The organism is Variovorax soli NBRC 106424, assembly GCF_001591385.1.
GTDB lineage: Bacteria > Pseudomonadota > Gammaproteobacteria > Burkholderiales > Burkholderiaceae_C > Variovorax > Variovorax soli.
In genome coordinates this window covers 25,580-41,614 of record NZ_BCUU01000019.1, presented here as the reverse complement: position 1 = coordinate 41,614, position 16,035 = coordinate 25,580, and the positions used below count along the sequence as shown (strand labels likewise).

The window sequence follows — 16,035 nt, the reverse complement described above, 5'->3', positions numbered from 1 at the left end:
AAATTTTGGCCCGGACGAATTCCGCCGGGCCGCGGACTGATACAGGAGGCCCGCGTGGCAAAGAACCTGGACCCGACACCGGATGAGTTTTCGGAAGCCTGCACGCTGGCTCGCATGCGGCTGGCGCTCGTGCTCATCACCCTGCTCGGCCTGTTCATCGATGTGCCGGGAGAATCTGCGCTCGAACGCTGGATGCCGGTGGCTGCCGTTGCCTATGTCGCCGTGTGCGTCGGCCTGTTCTTCCTCTCGGAGCGCGGCCCGCACGCCCTGGCCGCCATGCGCTGGCACTGGCTCGACATGCCCTTGTATGCGGTGCTCGTTGCCTGCAGCGGCGGCGCCCACAGCGTGTTCTACCTGTTCTTCTATTTTGCGATCCTGAGCGCGTCCTTCCGCTGGGGCTGGCGCGAGGGCGTGACGTCCACGCTGGGGGCGGTCGTGCTTTTCGTGGGCGCAGGGCTTCCTTTCGTCCAGGGGGCGGGCGACGCGTCCAACCTGCTCGGGCGCGCGGTGCTGCTCCTGGTGCTGGGGCTCATGATTTCCTATTGGGGCGAATCGAAGGCGGAACTGCGTCGCCGCCTCGCCCTGCAGCGCAGGGTGAGCAGCATCGCCAATCCGCGCTTCGGAGCGGGCCAGACGGTGCAAGGACTGCTCGACGCCACCCGCGACTACTTCGATGCCTCGCTGTGCCTGCTGGTGCTGCGCGAGGACGACGGCGGGCCGGTTACCGTGCGTCTGGCTCAACAGAGGCCCGCGGCTGGCGGCGGAGACGATCAGATCGACGCTTCGCTGGCGGCATCGCTGCTGCTGGATGTGCCCGCGCATGTGCTGGCCTTCAGGTTGCAGCGCAACGGCGACAACTGGCGCGGCGCGGCCCACGATCTGGAGCAGGGCCAATGGTGGCCGCTGGCCGAGGACACCGGCTCGATCATCGGCGCGTTGCTGGGCGCCGGCTCCTTCATCAGCGCGCCGGTCCGGCTGGGTTCGGCCGGCGGGCGCATCTACGTCGCCGCCGGTACCCCGCGGCTGGGCCGCGCGGATGCGCTGTTCCTGCACCAGCTGACCTCCCAGGTGCTGCCGCTGATCGAGAACATCGACGTGCTGGACCACCTGGCCACCGATGCAGCGTCCGCCGAGCGCCAGAAGATCGCGATGGACCTGCACGACAGTGCGGTGCAGCCGTACATCGGACTTCGCTTCGGCCTGAGCGCCCTGCGCTGCAAGGCCGATCCGGCGAATCCGCTCAACGAAGACCTCGATCGGCTGATCGCCATGTCGACCCAGGTCATCGGTGACTTGCGCAGCTTCGCCCAGGGCGTGCGCAACCGTGCGACCGAGGCGCAGCACCCCCTGGCTGCGGCGCTGCGCCAGCAGGTGCGGCTCATCCGCGAATTCCACGGCGTGGACATCGAAGTGGACCTGGAAGAAGACGTGCCCTGCAGCGACAGGCTCGCGGCCGAGGTGCTGCAGATCGTGCGCGAGGCACTGAGCAACGTCGTGCGCCACACGATGGCCCGCCACGCCCTGGTGCAGGTGCGTTGCGACCACGGCCTGCTGCGCATTCAGGTGGACAACGAAGGCGCGGCGAACGAATGCGACTTCACGCCCAAGTCCATCACCGCCCGCGCCGCGGCGCTGGGCGGACGCGCCTACGTGCAGCGTGCCCAGTCGGGCACGGAGGTGCATGTCGAGATTCCCGTCTGACGATCGCGATGCGGGGTACTTCAGATGACAGCCCAGAACATTCGAGTCTTTCTGGTCGACGACCACCCGACCATGCTGTGGGGCCTGGAGCGCCTCATAGAAGGTGCCGGGCCGCGCATGGCGGTGGCAGGAACGGCCTCCAGCTTCGACGAGGCCCAGGCCCGGGTGCCGCAGATGACGGCCGACGTGGTCGTGCTGGACATGGACCTGGGCGGGCGCAGCAGCCTGGAACTGATGCCCTTCATCCGCGAGCGTTCGGCAGCCCAGATCCTTGTGCTGACCGGCGTGCGCGAACAAGCCACGCTCGACCAGGCGATGCTGTCAGGCGCGCGCGGCGTTCTGAACAAGGCGGCGCCGGCCCAGCAGGTGCTCGATGCCATCGAGGCCGTGCACCGCGGAGAAGTGTGGCTGGAGGGCAAGGACCTCGGCCGCGTGTTCAGCCAGCTGCTGCAGGGGCAAGGCGCTGCCGCCCAGCCGGCGCAGCCCAAGGCCCCGCACGCGCCCCATGACCGGCTGACCGCGCGCGAGCGCCGCGTCGTGGCCTGTGTGGTGGCGCAAAGCGGCGGCTCCAACGCTGCATTGGCAGACCGCCTCTGCATAGCCGAGCACACCTTGCGCAACCACCTCAGCACGATCTACCAGAAGCTGGGGGTGCGCAACCGGCTGGAGTTGTACGTGTATGCGGTGAAGCATCAGCTGGGCGAGGTCTGAGGGAAGGCCTGCGGGCGAGCGGGATTCACTGTCCCGAAAGCATGGGGCCCAGCTGGCGGATCATCTTGATCACGGCGGGCGTCAGGATCACCATCGAGACCACCGGAAAGATGCACAGCACCAGCGGCAGCAGCATCTTGGTCGGCACCTTGGCCGCCTGCTCTTCGGCCCGCGTCTGGCGCTTGTGGCGCAGGTCGTCCGAGAACACCCGCAGCGATTCGCCGATGCTGGTGCCGAAGCGATCGGCCTGCGTCAGCATGGTGGCGAAGGTGCCGATCTCCTCCACACCGGTACGCACTGCCAGGTTGTGCAGCGACTTCTCGCGGGTCGAGCCGGCGCGCATCTCCAGGTTGGTCCAGTGCAGTTCCTGGGCCAGGGCCTCGCTCTTGAGCCGGATTTCCTCGGTGACTTTGCTGAGTGCTGCGTCCAACCCCATGCCGGCTTCGACGCACACCAGCATCAGGTCGGCCGCATCGGGGAAGTTCTCGAAGATCTCACGCCGGCGGGCACGGATCGCCAGCCGAAGGACCAGGTTGGGCAGGTAGCTGGCCACCAGCGCAGCCATCAGAACCTTCATCAGCAGGCCCAGGGCGGACGAAGCGCCGCCCGTGCGCAGTGCGAAGAAGGCAAGGGCGGCCAGCGCCAGCGGCAGCAGGGTCTTGAGGCCGAAATAGATGAGCGGCGCATCCGGATGGCGGATGCCGGCCTGCAGGAAACGTTGGCGCAGTGGAGTGATCTCGCCCTCGCCGGTCGGCGAGGAAAGCTGGGCCAGCGGCCCGACCAGTTTGACCATCGTCTCGGTCCAGGCCGAGGCGGGCCTGTGCTGTGGCTCGACCAGCGCACGCACGCGTTCTTCACCACGTGTCGGCATGAGCCAAAAGAACACGCCTACAACCGTCAGCGTCACGGCGAGAAACACCAGGATGGGGAAAATGTTCATCTCGATCTCCTGCAGCGTTAGACGCGAATGCGGACCAGGTAGCGCAGCAGCACGATGCCCACCGTCATCATCACCGCCATGATCTTGAGCATCATTTGGCCTATGGGGTCGGTCCAAAGCGGCGACATGAATTCGGGATTGAAGCTGCTGAGCAGCAGCGCCAGCCCGAAGGGCATAAGGCCCAGAATCCAGGCCGACAGTCGGCCTTCGGCTGACAACACCCGCACCTTCGACAGCAGCTTGTGGCGCTCGCGCACCAGGCGGCTCAAGTTGGTCAGCACTTCGGTCAGGTTGCCGCCCGAATCGCGCTGGATGAGTACCGCTACCACGAAATAGCGCAGGTCCGTGAGCGGCACCCTGTTGCCCAGGTTGTTCAGTGCCTGCTGCAGTGAGACGCCGAAGTTCACCTCTTCGCTGGCCAGGCGAAATTCGCCAGCGATGGGGTCAGGCATCTCCTCGCTGACCATCTGCATGCCGGTACCGAACGAGTGGCCCGCGCGCAGAGCACGGCCGATCAGGTCCAGCGCGTCGGGCAATTGCTGTTCGAAGCGGGCCAGCCGTTTGCCATGAAGGTACGTCAGGTAGAGCAGCGGTAGCGCGCCGCACGCCAGACCGATGGCGCAGGCAATCAGGAGTGGAAAGCGCAGTAGTGCATTGGCCGCCAACAATCCGGAGACGCCCAGCAACAGGCAACCCAGCATCAACTGCGAGGGGCTCCATTCCTTGCCCGACTGGCGGATCCAGGCTTCGATTCTTTGCGCACGTTGCAGCGAAAGCAGTGTGCGCTCCAGCAGGGAGAGATCTTCCGCGGACCGGTGCTTGAGTACGCGTGCCTTTGCACTGTCGTCGGCCTCTGTCAGCGCCTGAATCCGCTGCCTCAGGCGCTTGGCTTGCGGCCCATTTCGTCCTCTCCAGAACAAGTACAGGCCCTCGATCAGCATCAGCATGCTGACGAACACCAGCACCGCCAGCGGGATCAGCGTGTCCCCACCCATGTTGTTCAGCATCGCATTCCCCGGTTACTCGTAGTGGCGGCTTGGGTCGAACATTCCTTCCGGCAGCGGCACGCCGAATGCCTGCAGGCGCTCACTGAAGCGTGGGCGCACGCCGGTGGCGCGGAAGTGCCCCAGCACTTCGCCCTTGGGGCCAACGCCGGTCTGCTGGAAAGTAAAGATCTCCTGCATGGTGACCACGTCGCCTTCCATACCGGTGACTTCCTGGATGCTGGTGATCTTGCGCCGCCCGTCCACCATGCGCAGGACCTGCACCACCACACCGATGGCCGAGGCGATCTGCTGGCGCATCGCCTTGTGCGGCAGGTTCAGGTCGGCCATGCCGATCATGTTTTCCAGCCGGGCCAGCGCATCGCGGGGGGTATTGGCGTGGATGGTGGTGAGCGAGCCCTCGTGACCCGTGTTCATCGCCTGCAGCATGTCCACGGCCTCGGCGCCACGCACTTCGCCGATCACGATGCGGTCGGGGCGCATGCGCAACGCGTTGCGTACCAGGGCGCGCTGGCTGATCTCGCCACGCCCCTCGATGTTCATGGGGCGCGTTTCCAGCCGCACCACGTGGGGCTGCTGCAGCTGCAACTCGGCCGCATCCTCGATGGTGATGATGCGTTCGCTGGCCGGGATGTAGCCCGAGAGGATGTTCAGGAGCGTGGTCTTGCCGGCACCGGTGCCGCCGGAGATCAGCATGTTGATCTTGGCCTGCGACAGTGCCTCCAACAGCTGGGCCATCTGCGGCGTCAGCGTTTTCAGGTCGTTGACCAGGTTCTCCATCTTCAGCGGGATGCGCGCGAAGCGGCGGATGGACATCATGGCGCCGTCCAGCGCCACGGGCGGGATCACCGCGTTGACGCGCGAGCCGTCCGGCAGGCGTGCATCGACCATCGGGCTGGACTCGTCGACTCGCCGCCCCACCAGAGAGACGATCTTGTCGATGATGCGCAGCAGGTGCTTTTCGTCGGTGAAGCTGACGTTGGTCAGCTCCAGCTTGCCCTTGCGCTCCACATAGATCTGGTCGTAGGAGTTGACCAGAATGTCCGACACCGCGGAATCGGCCATCAACAATTCCAGGGGGCCGAAGCCCAGCATCTCGTGCTGGATGTCGCGGATCAGCGTGCGCCGCTCGCTTTCGTTGATGGCCTGCGGATCTTCCTGCAGCATGCGGCCGATCACGCTCGCAATCTCCTGCCGGAGCAGCTCGGGCTTGAGCGTCTCGAGTGCCGTGAGGTCGAACTGCTCCAGGAGCTTCACGTGCATGCGCTCCTTCAGCAACTTGTAGGCCTCCGAGAATCCCGGGCCGTTGAGGGGCGCGCCGGCGTCCTGCGGCTGCGATGCAGCGCGGGCGATCGGTTCGGCGGCAAGGCCTCCGAACCGGTCGCGAATGGAAGTGGCGGGCGTTTCCCGGAGCGCGTGCAATGGCATGGTGTTCTCCTTCAGGCGCGGCGGAACAGACGGCCCAGCAGGCTCGGGCTGCCTTCCTCTCGCGGGTTGATCCGCTGCGCCAGATCGTCCAGCGAGCGGCTCACCGGGTGCGATTTCGACAGGCTGGCCAGCGGCACCCCGCGGTTGATCGAGAGCGACACGTCGCGCGGCGCGTCGGGCAGGGTGTGCAGCTCCACATTGCCGAGCAGGCGACGCACCTCCGACAGTCCGATGTCGCTGTTCTTCTCCAGCCGATTGACGATGGCCTCTACCCGCGCCGGCGGATAGCCCAGCGACTGGAAGGCCTGCATCAGCTTGTTGGCGTTGCGCAGGTAGGGCAGGCCCGGCTGCAGCACCGCGAAGATGCGCTGTGCGCGGTCGAGCGCGCGAATCGACAGCGCGTTGAGCCCTAGCGGCAGGTCGACCAGCACGAAGTCGAACTGCGTGGCGGCCAGGCGCAGGATGGCGTCGATGTGCTCGGCTTTCACCTCGGCCGCGCGCGACAGGTCTTCGGGTGCTGCCAGGACGCTGAACCCGGCGTCCGCCTTGATCGTGCTGGCGGCCAGCAGGGAGGCGTCCAGCCGGTCGATGCTGCCGGCCAGGTCGGCAAGGGTGGTCGTGGCCTTCGCATCGCTGACAAAGGACAGGGCATCGCCGAACTGCAGGTTCAGGTCGATCAGCAGCACCCGCTGCTGGTCAGCCGCCAGAAGACAGGCCAGGTTGGAGGCGATGAAGGTGGCGCCACTGCCGCCCTTGCAGGGCACGAAAGCAATCACCTGGCCGGCACCGCCACTGTTCCTGCCGTCGCCTTTGGGGGCGGCCGGCTGGCGCGTTGCGATGCGGGCTGCTACGCGCGCCAGGGCGGCCTGCAGTGCCTCGGGCGGCACGGGCGAAGGAAGCACCTCTCGCACGCCGACGCGCATCGCCTGGAGCAGGAACTCCGGCGTCTGCCTGGCGCACATGAGCAGCACGGCGATCTCGGGGTGCGAGGACGTTACTTGCTCCACCAGTTCCAGCTCGTGCGGGTCGCAGCACATGCCGTCCACCAGCATGAGGTCGGGGCGCGACTGCTCTGCCACAGGCGCCATCCGGCTCTTGCCGCCCTCGAAGCTCTGCACCGAATGGCCTTGCGATTCGAGGCTGAGCTGCAGGTCTTGCAGGTGATGCGGATTGGGGGAGATGAGGGCAATTTTCATGATGGATTCCAGGTCTTCAGGGACAGATGGCGCCGCTGTGGGGGTCCTTGCGCATCACTTCGCGAGGCAGGTAGGTCGAGAACTTCGGCATGGGTATCAGCGGCGCCACTGCGCCTGCAATGGGAGAGATCCATTGATAGTCCAGGTCTTTGATTCCGACGGTGACGCCCTCGCAGGTGCTCGGGGTGCAGGCGACTCCGTCGGCCCTGGACCATTGGACCTCGATCTCCTCGATCTGAGGCAGCAACTGCTGCATTTGAGCCAGGACCTCGGCTTGCTTGGTCATGTCGTCGCAGACGGCGGCGTAGCGCGCGCCGTAGCGGGTGACTTCGCCGGCGGCGTTCCACGTGAAGAGCATTCGCGCGAAGTCCATGATGCCCAGGGCGAAGGTCAGGAAGATCAGTAGCCCGAGCGCGAACTCGATGGTGGTGGCGCCTGCACAGCATCGGCGACGAGGCATTGTGGCGGGCTTCATGTGGGCGCCCTCATCGTGGCGGTGATAGGTGGAAACGACAGGATGCCGCCCAGCGACACGCCGAATGCGCCACTGACCATCGGCTCGAAGGTATAGCCAGTGATGCGCACCGTCACCGTCTGGAAGATGGGGGCCGTGCCGGTTGGCTGCCAGGTGCAGCAGGTGTCCGCCGGCACGTTGGCCAGTGTCAGGTTGCTCACCAACGGCTTGTCGCCGGCCGTGAGGTTGCCGTAGACCATCAGGTTACGTGCCTGCTCGACGTGGGTACCGGGAGGGTGCACGGAAAGATAGCGAGCTGCGTCGCGCACGCTCTTGACCAGTGCGTGGTACTCGTACATGGCGCGGCCGAACTCGGTCGTGATGAAGGTGAGCAGCAGCAGGAGCGGAATGATCAGGGCCAGCTCGATCAGTGCGGCGCCGTGCTGCTGCTTGCGAGTGCGGTGGGGGCAGTTGCTGTGCATGGCTCACCTCACCAGCACTGGAACCAGCGGACCCGCGGAGCCGCCGGCGAGCCCGCTGGTGGTGCAGGGGCTGAACAGCGTGCCGGCATTGCCGAGGTACTCGAGGTTGACGTCGCCCATGGGAATTTCCAAGGGCTGCAGCATCAGCATGCAGGCGTAGTCGATCACCTGATTGCCGTTGTTGATCACCGGCACCAGCACGACGCGCCGGTCATGGCCGTATTGCTTGTGCCCGCCGGTGGTATCCCCGGGCGCGGCCAGCTTCTGGAAGCTGTTGAGCTTCAGCCCGGTGATGTTCTCGCAGTCCTTGATCGCCGCGGTGGTGTTGCCGCAGGAGGCGAATGCTGCGCGCTTGGCCAGGAAGTTCGAGAAGGCGTTGGCCTGATCGGGCCAACTCGTCGGGGTATAACTGAAGCCGGTGTAGTCGGGCCGATGCTCAGCCGGGTTCGCACTGTTCTTGTAGATGCCGAAGCGGTAGTTCCAGTCGTCCGCCACGGCCGTTTGGACCCCCGGCGTACCCAGCGTGTCGCCCACTTCGGTGCCGCAGAAGCCGTTGAGCTCCTTCACCGTCTCCGACGCGCTGTTGGAGCCATCCAAGTTGGCCCAGCCGATGTAGCCGTTGGTCGGGTTGCCGTTGAGCAGCTTGACCCATTGGCCCACCGCCATCCCGTAGTGCGGTGCGGTGGCGCCAGCTGCCGGCTTGAAGGCCACCGGAATGGGACAACTGGTCTGGGCGTTGGTGCGGGTGGCGATCGCCTTGGCTGCGACCGTGCCCGTGGCGGGAATGATCGCGTCCCCGGAGAACGAATTCATGGCCTTGAGCAGCCAGAGGCCGATGTTGGCTTGGGCGTGGGCGCACTGTGCGTAGTGCGCCAGTGTCGGCGTCTCGGTGGCGACGTAGTCCTTGTCGCGGAAGGTGATGTCGGCCTCCACGATCTGGCCTTGCCCCGACCAATCGGCCGATTGCAGATTGACGGAATTGGCGTTGCCCGCCGCCATGCCGGACGCTCTGGCTCTGACGATGGCGGTGCTGCTGCGGTCCAGTTCGGCCGCTGCCGACAGGGCGCAGGCATCGAGCGCCGTCTGCAGCTCGCCGCGCACGACGAACATGCGCCCGACGTCCAATGCGATCCCCATGAACCCCAGCAGGAAGAGAAGCATCAGGGCAGTGGTGATGATGTAGGCGCCGCGTTGCCGTTGCGCGCGCGTCGGACGGCGCGAGAAGCTGAAGCGCCATGCGAGCTCGGGCGCAGGCCTATGCATTGCCATTTTTGCTCCAGATGTATTTGGCTGAGGGTTCGTCGATAAGCGGCGCCGTGACCGGCGCCGCTGCTCAGACGGCGTGGATCAGGTCGTCGGGCATGTGCCGGTCTTGAGGCAGGTGCCCACCTTGGTGATCCAAGCCGTGAAGTCGGTGCCCGCAAGGCCCTGCAGGCCGAGGATCAGAGCCAGTGAAACTACGGCAACGATCAGCGCGTACTCGATGATCTGAGCGCCTTCGTCTTCACGATGGAAGTTGCGAGCGGATTGCAGAAATGCGTTCATGGAAAACTCCTCTTGAGTTGATTGGCTGACACGAAAACTTGATAGACGGCCACGCGGATAGCGCGGCTGGAACTAGGAATTTGATTGGGGTTCGTGGCTCGATACGTCATCCTCCTTTCGTCACCGGCCGCCGCCGTTGCCATCGCCGCCACCGATGGATCCACCGATGTTGATGACGTTGACGGCGGGCGGGGGCGTTTGAAAACTCTGCTGGTAGCGAAGCATGGTTTCGTGCGCAGCCATGCCATCCAGACTGGGCGCGGGCCCGGGGTTGTCGATGGCGGCATTCGGGTTGATGGTCATCTGCCGCTTCGCATTGCGCAGCGCTTCGCCGAAGTGCTGGTCGTAGTTGGGCGTCATCGTGTTGCAGCCAGCCAGCGAGAGCAGGGGCGCGATGATCAAGGCTGTCAGGGTTCGGGTCATGGCACTTCCTCTTGCTTGTCTGTTCACTGGTCCGTACGACCGGGCGTCGGGGCGGCGCGATAGGGGGCGGGCACGGCTTCTGCTGTCGGTGGCTGTGCTGGCGTCAGGCTCTCGAGGCTGCCGTTGAGATAGACCTCGGCGCGCGTGGGCACCACATGGTTGTCGGTGGGCACGCGGACCTCGCCGGCCAGCGGACGCACCAGGCGCGGCGTGACGACGAACATCAGTTCGGTCTGGTCAGTCTGGAACTCCGTGCTGCGGAACAGCGCGCCCATCACCGGCACTTCGCCCAGACCCGGGAATCGCTTGATGGCTTCGGTGACGTTGTTCTTGATGAGGCCAGCGATGACCAGACTCTGTCCGTCGTTGAGCTGTACGGTGGTGTCGGCGCGCTGCACCCGCATCGACGGAAGCACGGCGGTGACGCCGTTGACCGCGGTGAAAGGTGAGCCCGTCTGCATCAGGTCCGACACCTCCGACACCAGCTTGAGGCTGACACGGCCATCGCCCAGCACGATGGGGGTGAACTTGACGCCGACGCCGAATTCCTTCTCCTCGAGCGTGATGGTGCTGGTGCCCGTGCCGGCGGCCGGCGCTTGCGACACGGGAATGAAGATCTTTCCGCCCGACAGGAAGCTGGCCTGCTGGCCGCTGATGGCCATGATGTTGGGCTCGGCCAGCACGCGCACCAGGCCGTCGTCCTTCTGGCCGTCCACCCGCACGGCGTAGCGGCCGACCTTCAGGGCTTCCACCAGCCCGGCGCCGCCGCTGAGGAAGTCGCTGATCAAGGAGTAGTTGTATCCGCCGCCGGAGCTGGCGCGGAAGGCGCCCACGCTGGCGCCGAGCCGGTCGAGCAGGGTCTTGCTGACCTCGGCGATCTTGACTTCCAGCATCACCTGGTGGGACGAGCCCACCCGCAGCAGGTTGACGATGCGCTTGCTGTCTCCGCCGTAAGCCAGAGCCAGGTTCATCAGGTCGTCCAGGCGCTGGGCGCTGCTGATCTGTCCGGCCAGCACGATGCTCTTGTCGGCGCTGAGCACGCGCACGCCACGCTCTTCAGGCAGCAGTTCGCGCAGCTTGCCCTGCAGCGCGCTGGCGTCCACGGTGACGACGACGTCCTTGATGTAGCAGGCGCCCGAGGCATCCTGCAGCACCACGTTCATCGTTCCGGCCTGGCGGCCCCGGAAAAACAGGTCGGTGGGGCTGAGCAGCATGACCTCCACGTCGGCCATGCCCTGCGATGCCTGTGCGCCTTGTGGCGTGGCTGCGCCTTGGCGCGCGGTCCCGGCCTGGCCGCTGACGATCACCCGCGTGGCGCGCTGCTTGAGCGGTATCACGGCGGACTTGCCCAGGACCACCTGGCTGGGTTCGTCGTCAGGCACGATGCGTGTGCAGCGCTGGCTCTGCGACACCACGGGCGCAGGTGCTGCGGGGGCTGCCGCAGCTGCGGCAGGTGCAGCAGGCGTGGCGGGGGCGGCGGCTTGGGCTCGCACGGCCACCGGCGCTGCAAGAGCGGCGGAAAGCGCGAGCATTCGGAAGCAATGTGTGTTCACGTGCGTGGCTCCGGCAGCGGGTTAGAAACAGTTCAGCGTGCGCTGGGCGTGAATGACTTCGACGCATTCCGAGGAGCGCACCGGCGTCGCACGGTTGCGTGGGGCCTGCGGCTTCGCGGCGGCAGGTGCCGCTGGGGCGGCGGTGGACACGGGTTGCAGCTGCTTCAGGCCCCACAACTCGTCCTTGGTCATGCCCTTGGTCGCGACCATCTTCTTGTCCATCTGATTGCGCAGCACAAGAGACAGAGTGCCCACGCTGCGCGCCAGATCGAGCTTCTCGGCATCTTCGAGCGACAGCTCCAGCGTGACTGCATTGACGACCTTGGGTTTCGTGTCGTCGCGACTGGCCTCCTGCGCCACGGCCAGTACCAGCACGTGCTCGAGCACGGTCTTGCTGATCTGGCGCGGCTCTTCGCCCTTGGATACGGTCTGCTGCGCGCTGACCACGACGTCGACGTAGTTGCCCGGCAACGCGAAGCCCGCCACGCCCACCACATCGTTCACGCGAACGGTCATGGCGCGCTTGCCTTCGGCGATCACCGCGGACAGGCCGCCCTGGGTACCCACCGGCGCCAGCTTGCCGTCGAGGATGGGTTCGCCGCGCAGCACGGCCGTGCGCAAGACTCGGTCCTCGACTTCCTTGATGTCGCGGAACGCGCCCGCGGGGATCGAAGCGCTGGGCCAGTCGACGGTGCTCAGCATCTGCGCGTTCAGGCGGTTGCCCAACTGGACGTCGACCGAGGCGACCACGACCTTGTTGGAGGCGATGCCGCTTTGCCGCCCCACCCAGTTGGCCGCATACACCGCGGCCGCCAGGCCGAGCATCACGGCCAGGGCCATGAAAGCAAGGGCTTTGAGGTTTCTCATGAGGTTTTCTCCTTCAGGCGTAGCCGATCTGGCGAGCCACCACGTAGCTGATCGTTCCTGCGGCGATGGCCATGCCGTAGGGCAGCTTTCCGACTGATTGCTTGAGGGCGGCCGGGCTGGCCGGCCGCGTTCCGGTGGTCGCGGTCAGCATCAGCTGGCCGGCCATGTCGCGCAGGCTGTGCGCCAGACGGCCCAGCAGCCGGTGCGTCAGCACATGGCCGATGGCGAACAGCCCGCCGGCCAGAAAGACCCAGAGCACGGCCATGGGCGTTTCGGACAGGCCCAGGAAGGCACCGGCCATGGCCATCAGCTTGACGTCGCCGGCTCCCATCACACGCAGCATGTACAGCGGCAGCATCAGCAGCAGGCCGGTGCACAGGCCGCCGAAGGCCCACCAGAAGCCGGCGTGCGCGGAAAAGGGAACGATGGCGCTGTAGATCAGCGCGAAGGTGGCACCGCCGTAGGTCAGGCCGTTGGGGATGCGCATGCTCAGGCAGTCCCTCCATGCGCCGGCGATCAGCAGGGCGAAAAGCACCGCGGTGCGGGGGTCCACCAGCAGCATTCGCAGCAGATCGAGGAGGGCGCCGAACTCGCTCATGAATTACATCCAAAGAATTCAGATGTAAGCCAATGTATTAACGAGAAGGTGCCCACGCATGAGCGCGCCGTCCTTTTTTGAGGGCGGACGGATGCCCTGGAGATGGCGAGGGAGGCGGGACATTTGTCCCGGGACGCGGGCCCGGTGGCGGCTCGCGATCAGGCGCTCAGCTCATGCCGGCGCCTGGGCTTCAGGCCGCTGCCTCGAGCCCGCTCCTGAAGTGCTCATGCATGCGCGCAGCCGCGGCCTTCGGGTCGCGCGACTTCAGCGCGGCCACGATCGCGCGGTGCTCGGCCAGCGATTCCTCGATGCGGCCGCTCTTGAGCAGCGAGTTGTGGCGGTTGAGCTTCATCACCTTGCGCAGGTCGGCCACCATCTGGTCGCGCCAGCGGTTGTTTGCCAGGGCCAGCAGCTTCATGTGGAAGCGCTCGTTGATGGCAAAGAACAGGTCGCGATCCACCTTGCCCGGCTTGGCAGCGGCTTCCAGCTCGGCATGCAGCGCTTCCAGCTCGGCCAGTTGCGCCGGCGTGGTGCGTTCAGCCACCACGGCGGCCGCGTCGCTCTCCAGCAGGCTGAGCAGGTGGTAGACGTCGGCCAGGTCTTTCTCCGACACCTCGGTCACATAGGCGCCGCGGCGCATCTTCATGGTGACCAGGCCCTCGGCCGCCAGCACCTTCAGCGCTTCGCGCAAAGGCGTGCGGCTGATGCCGTATTCCTCGGCGATCTTGAGCTCGTCGATCCAGCTGCCGGGCTCGAGCTCGCGCTTGAAGATGCGCTGGCGCAGCAGTTCGGCCACCTCTTCGTACAAGGCGCGGGGAGTCAGGGTGAGAGCGGACATGGAACCGGAATGTACCTCAAAAATCTCATTTTGAATTCATAATTATGAATGTTAGACTACGCAACATTGATGACCGGCCCCGTACTTTCTTGCCTGGTCCTTCCCTCTTCGAGCCGAGCCCTTTGCCATGAGCACCAAACCAGAACCGAAATTCCAAACCGCCGACCTGCAGGCCTGGGCCAAGGCCGCCGCCAAATCCGCGCCGGGGGGCAATGTCGAAGCGCTCGACTGGATCACGCCCGACGGCATCGCCGTCAAGCCGCTGTACACGGCGGCTGACCTGCAGGGGCTGAAGTACGCCGACACGCTGCCCGGCTTCGAGCCCTACCTGCGCGGCCCGCAGGCCACGATGTACGCGGTGCGCCCCTGGACCATTCGCCAGTACGCGGGCTTCTCCACCGCCGAGGAGTCCAACGCCTTCTACCGCAAGGCACTGGCCGCGGGCGGCCAGGGCGTGAGCGTGGCCTTCGACCTGGCCACCCACCGCGGCTACGACTCCGACCACCCGCGCGTGACCGGCGACGTGGGCAAGGCCGGCGTGGCCATCGACAGCGTGGAGGACATGAAGATCCTGTTCGACCAGATCCCGCTGGACAAGGTGAGCGTGTCCATGACCATGAACGGCGCGGTGCTGCCGGTGCTGGCGGGCTACGTGGTGGCGGCGGAAGAGCAGGGCGTGTCGCAGGACAAGCTCAGTGGCACCATCCAGAACGACATCCTCAAGGAGTTCATGGTCCGCAACACCTACATCTTCCCGCCCCAGCCGAGCATGCGGATCATCGGCGACATCATCGAGTACACGGCGAAGAACATGCCGAAGTTCAACTCGATCTCCATCAGCGGCTACCACATGCAGGAGGCTGGCGCCAACCAGGCGCTGGAACTGGCCTTCACCCTGGCCGACGGCAAGGAGTACGTGAAGACCGCGCTGGCCAAGGGCCTGGACGTGGACGATTTCGCCGGGCGCCTTTCGTTCTTCTGGGCCATCGGCATGAACTTCTATCTGGAAGTGGCCAAGATGCGCGCCGCGCGCCTCTTGTGGTGCCGCATCATGAAGGAGTTCGAGCCGAAGAACCCCAAGAGCCTGATGCTGCGCACGCACTGCCAGACCTCGGGCTGGAGCCTGACCGAGCAGGACCCGTACAACAACGTGGTGCGCACCACCATCGAGGCCATGGCAGCCGTGTTCGGCGGCACCCAGAGCCTGCACACCAACGCGCTGGACGAAGCCATTGCGCTGCCCACCGAGTTTTCCGCGCGCATCGCCCGCAACACGCAGCTCATCATCCAGGAAGAGACGCACATCACCAACGTGATCGACCCCTGGGCCGGCAGCTACATGATGGAGAAGCTGACGCAGGACATGGCTGACGCAGCCTGGGCCATCATCGAGGAAGTCGAGGCCATGGGCGGCATGACCCGCGCGGTCGATTCCGGCTGGGCCAAGCTCAAGATCGAGGCGGCGGCTGCCGAGAAGCAGGCGCGCATCGACTCGGGCAAGGACGTGATCGTGGGCGTCAACAAGTACAAGCTCGCCAAGGAAGACGAGGTCGAGATCCTGGAAGTGGACAACGTCAAGGTGCGCGAGCAGCAGGTGGCACGCCTTGCCAAGATCCGTGCGGCGCGCGACAGTGCCAAGGTGCAGGCCGCGCTCGATGCGCTCACGCAGGCCGCCGAGTCGGGCCAGGGTAACCTGCTCGACCTGAGCATCCAGGCGGTGCGCCTGCGCGCCACGGTGGGCGAGGTGTCCGACGCACTGGAAAAGGTTTTCGGGCGCCATCGCGCCGATACGCAAAAGGTGACGGGTGTGTACGCAGCTGCCTATGACTCGGCCGAAGGCTGGGACAAGTTGAAGACGGAGATCGACGCGTTCGCGGCCGAGCAGGGCCGCCGTCCGCGCGTGATGATCTCCAAGCTCGGCCAGGACGGCCACGACCGCGGCGCCAAGGTGGTGGCCACGGCCTTCGCCGACCTGGGCTTCGACGTGGACATGGGCCCGCTGTTCCAGACCCCGGAAGAATGCGCGCGCCAGGCCATCGAGAACGACGTGCATGCCGTGGGCGTCTCCACGCTGGCCGCGGGCCACAAGACGCTGGTGCCGGCCATCATCAGCGAGCTGAAGAAGCAGGGCGCCGACGACATCATCGTGTTCGTGGGCGGCGTGATTCCGCGCCAGGACTACGACTTCCTGTACGAGGCGGGCGTCAAGGGCATCTACGGCCCGGGCACGCCCATTCCCGCCAGCGCCAAGGACGTGCTGGAGCAGATCCGCGCGGCGACCAGCGCCTGAGAAAC

Annotated in this window: 16 protein-coding genes; 3 read left to right on the top strand and 13 right to left on the bottom strand. The window is 65.8% G+C overall.

Features of this window, described 5'->3' with window-relative positions; all coding sequences use genetic code 11:
* Nucleotides 1-54 precede the first annotated feature (54 nt).
* The gene (locus VSO01S_RS08360) at nt 55-1,701 is read left to right on the top strand and encodes a sensor histidine kinase (protein WP_068641346.1); all 1,647 of its coding nucleotides are present in this window, start codon (nt 55-57) and stop codon (nt 1,699-1,701) included.
* A gap of 24 nt (nt 1,702-1,725) precedes the next feature.
* Nucleotides 1,726-2,412, top strand: coding sequence for a response regulator transcription factor (locus VSO01S_RS08355; RefSeq protein WP_068641345.1), 687 nt, complete (start codon nt 1,726-1,728; stop codon nt 2,410-2,412).
* Between the two features lie 25 nt (nt 2,413-2,437).
* Here the strand turns inward: VSO01S_RS08355 and VSO01S_RS08350 are convergent, their stop codons facing one another.
* The 13 genes from VSO01S_RS08350 to VSO01S_RS08290 all read right to left on the bottom strand — a co-directional run bounded on the left by VSO01S_RS08350 (nt 2,438) and on the right by VSO01S_RS08290 (nt 13,740).
* On the bottom strand, nt 2,438-3,352 hold the full coding sequence (locus tag VSO01S_RS08350) for a type II secretion system F family protein (RefSeq protein ID WP_068641344.1): 915 nt from the start codon (nt 3,350-3,352) through the stop codon (nt 2,438-2,440).
* Nucleotides 3,353-3,369: 17 nt separating this feature from the next.
* Nucleotides 3,370-4,359, bottom strand: coding sequence for a type II secretion system F family protein (locus VSO01S_RS08345; protein WP_068641343.1), 990 nt, complete (start codon nt 4,357-4,359; stop codon nt 3,370-3,372).
* A 12-nt stretch (nt 4,360-4,371) separates the two neighbouring features.
* Nucleotides 4,372-5,784, bottom strand: a complete 1,413-nt coding sequence (locus VSO01S_RS08340; protein ID WP_084241751.1) for a TadA family conjugal transfer-associated ATPase — start codon at nt 5,782-5,784, stop codon at nt 4,372-4,374.
* Between the two features lie 11 nt (nt 5,785-5,795).
* Nucleotides 5,796-6,980, bottom strand: a complete 1,185-nt coding sequence (locus VSO01S_RS08335; protein ID WP_068641342.1) for a CpaE/TadZ family protein — start codon at nt 6,978-6,980, stop codon at nt 5,796-5,798.
* A gap of 16 nt (nt 6,981-6,996) precedes the next feature.
* Nucleotides 6,997-7,455, bottom strand: a complete 459-nt coding sequence (locus VSO01S_RS08330; protein WP_068641341.1) for a TadE/TadG family type IV pilus assembly protein — start codon at nt 7,453-7,455, stop codon at nt 6,997-6,999.
* Nucleotides 7,452-7,916 (bottom strand): TadE/TadG family type IV pilus assembly protein, encoded by a 465-nt coding sequence (locus tag VSO01S_RS08325; RefSeq protein ID WP_068641340.1) that lies wholly within the window; start codon nt 7,914-7,916, stop codon nt 7,452-7,454. The genes VSO01S_RS08330 and VSO01S_RS08325 overlap by 4 nt, the downstream gene beginning before the upstream one ends.
* 3 nt (nt 7,917-7,919) lie before the next feature.
* The gene (locus VSO01S_RS08320; protein WP_068641339.1) at nt 7,920-9,185 is read right to left on the bottom strand and encodes a pilus assembly protein TadG-related protein; all 1,266 of its coding nucleotides are present in this window, start codon (nt 9,183-9,185) and stop codon (nt 7,920-7,922) included.
* A gap of 78 nt (nt 9,186-9,263) precedes the next feature.
* The gene (locus VSO01S_RS08315) at nt 9,264-9,461 is read right to left on the bottom strand and encodes a Flp family type IVb pilin (protein WP_068641338.1); all 198 of its coding nucleotides are present in this window, start codon (nt 9,459-9,461) and stop codon (nt 9,264-9,266) included.
* A gap of 120 nt (nt 9,462-9,581) precedes the next feature.
* Nucleotides 9,582-9,884: a hypothetical protein gene (locus VSO01S_RS08310; protein ID WP_068641337.1), complete on the bottom strand. Its 303-nt coding sequence runs from the start codon at nt 9,882-9,884 to the stop codon at nt 9,582-9,584.
* A 23-nt stretch (nt 9,885-9,907) separates the two neighbouring features.
* Nucleotides 9,908-11,416, bottom strand: coding sequence for a type II and III secretion system protein family protein (locus tag VSO01S_RS08305; RefSeq protein WP_068641336.1), 1,509 nt, complete (start codon nt 11,414-11,416; stop codon nt 9,908-9,910).
* A 42-nt stretch (nt 11,417-11,458) separates the two neighbouring features.
* Nucleotides 11,459-12,304: a Flp pilus assembly protein CpaB gene (gene cpaB, locus VSO01S_RS08300; RefSeq protein ID WP_068641335.1), complete on the bottom strand. Its 846-nt coding sequence runs from the start codon at nt 12,302-12,304 to the stop codon at nt 11,459-11,461.
* 13 nt (nt 12,305-12,317) lie between these two features.
* Nucleotides 12,318-12,902, bottom strand: a complete 585-nt coding sequence (locus VSO01S_RS08295; RefSeq protein WP_068641334.1) for an A24 family peptidase — start codon at nt 12,900-12,902, stop codon at nt 12,318-12,320.
* A 190-nt stretch (nt 12,903-13,092) separates the two neighbouring features.
* Nucleotides 13,093-13,740 (bottom strand): GntR family transcriptional regulator, encoded by a 648-nt coding sequence (locus tag VSO01S_RS08290; protein WP_068641333.1) that lies wholly within the window; start codon nt 13,738-13,740, stop codon nt 13,093-13,095.
* A 127-nt stretch (nt 13,741-13,867) separates the two neighbouring features.
* Here VSO01S_RS08290 and scpA point away from each other — a divergent pair, with 127 nt between their 5' ends.
* Nucleotides 13,868-16,030, top strand: a complete 2,163-nt coding sequence (gene scpA, locus VSO01S_RS08285; RefSeq protein ID WP_068641332.1) for a methylmalonyl-CoA mutase — start codon at nt 13,868-13,870, stop codon at nt 16,028-16,030.
* The last annotated feature ends 5 nt before the right edge of the window (nt 16,031-16,035 follow it).

What these genes read in the sequence shown, in the direction of transcription:
- VSO01S_RS08355 (WP_068641345.1), top strand. Translation starts at nt 1,726, where the DNA reads ATGACAGCCCAGAACATTCGAGTCTTTCTGGTCGACGACCACCCGACC.
- VSO01S_RS08350 (WP_068641344.1), bottom strand. Translation starts at nt 3,352, where the DNA reads ATGAACATTTTCCCCATCCTGGTGTTTCTCGCCGTGACGCTGACGGTT.
- VSO01S_RS08345 (WP_068641343.1), bottom strand. Translation starts at nt 4,359, where the DNA reads ATGCTGAACAACATGGGTGGGGACACGCTGATCCCGCTGGCGGTGCTG.
- VSO01S_RS08340 (WP_084241751.1), bottom strand. Translation starts at nt 5,784, where the DNA reads ATGCCATTGCACGCGCTCCGGGAAACGCCCGCCACTTCCATTCGCGAC.
- VSO01S_RS08335 (WP_068641342.1), bottom strand. Translation starts at nt 6,980, where the DNA reads ATGAAAATTGCCCTCATCTCCCCCAATCCGCATCACCTGCAAGACCTG.
- VSO01S_RS08330 (WP_068641341.1), bottom strand. Translation starts at nt 7,455, where the DNA reads ATGAAGCCCGCCACAATGCCTCGTCGCCGATGCTGTGCAGGCGCCACC.
- VSO01S_RS08325 (WP_068641340.1), bottom strand. Translation starts at nt 7,916, where the DNA reads ATGCACAGCAACTGCCCCCACCGCACTCGCAAGCAGCAGCACGGCGCC.
- VSO01S_RS08320 (WP_068641339.1), bottom strand. Translation starts at nt 9,185, where the DNA reads ATGGCAATGCATAGGCCTGCGCCCGAGCTCGCATGGCGCTTCAGCTTC.
- VSO01S_RS08315 (WP_068641338.1), bottom strand. Translation starts at nt 9,461, where the DNA reads ATGAACGCATTTCTGCAATCCGCTCGCAACTTCCATCGTGAAGACGAA.
- VSO01S_RS08310 (WP_068641337.1), bottom strand. Translation starts at nt 9,884, where the DNA reads ATGACCCGAACCCTGACAGCCTTGATCATCGCGCCCCTGCTCTCGCTG.
- VSO01S_RS08305 (WP_068641336.1), bottom strand. Translation starts at nt 11,416, where the DNA reads ATGCTCGCGCTTTCCGCCGCTCTTGCAGCGCCGGTGGCCGTGCGAGCC.
- cpaB (WP_068641335.1), bottom strand. Translation starts at nt 12,304, where the DNA reads ATGAGAAACCTCAAAGCCCTTGCTTTCATGGCCCTGGCCGTGATGCTC.
- VSO01S_RS08295 (WP_068641334.1), bottom strand. Translation starts at nt 12,902, where the DNA reads ATGAGCGAGTTCGGCGCCCTCCTCGATCTGCTGCGAATGCTGCTGGTG.
- VSO01S_RS08290 (WP_068641333.1), bottom strand. Translation starts at nt 13,740, where the DNA reads ATGTCCGCTCTCACCCTGACTCCCCGCGCCTTGTACGAAGAGGTGGCC.
- scpA (WP_068641332.1), top strand. Translation starts at nt 13,868, where the DNA reads ATGAGCACCAAACCAGAACCGAAATTCCAAACCGCCGACCTGCAGGCC.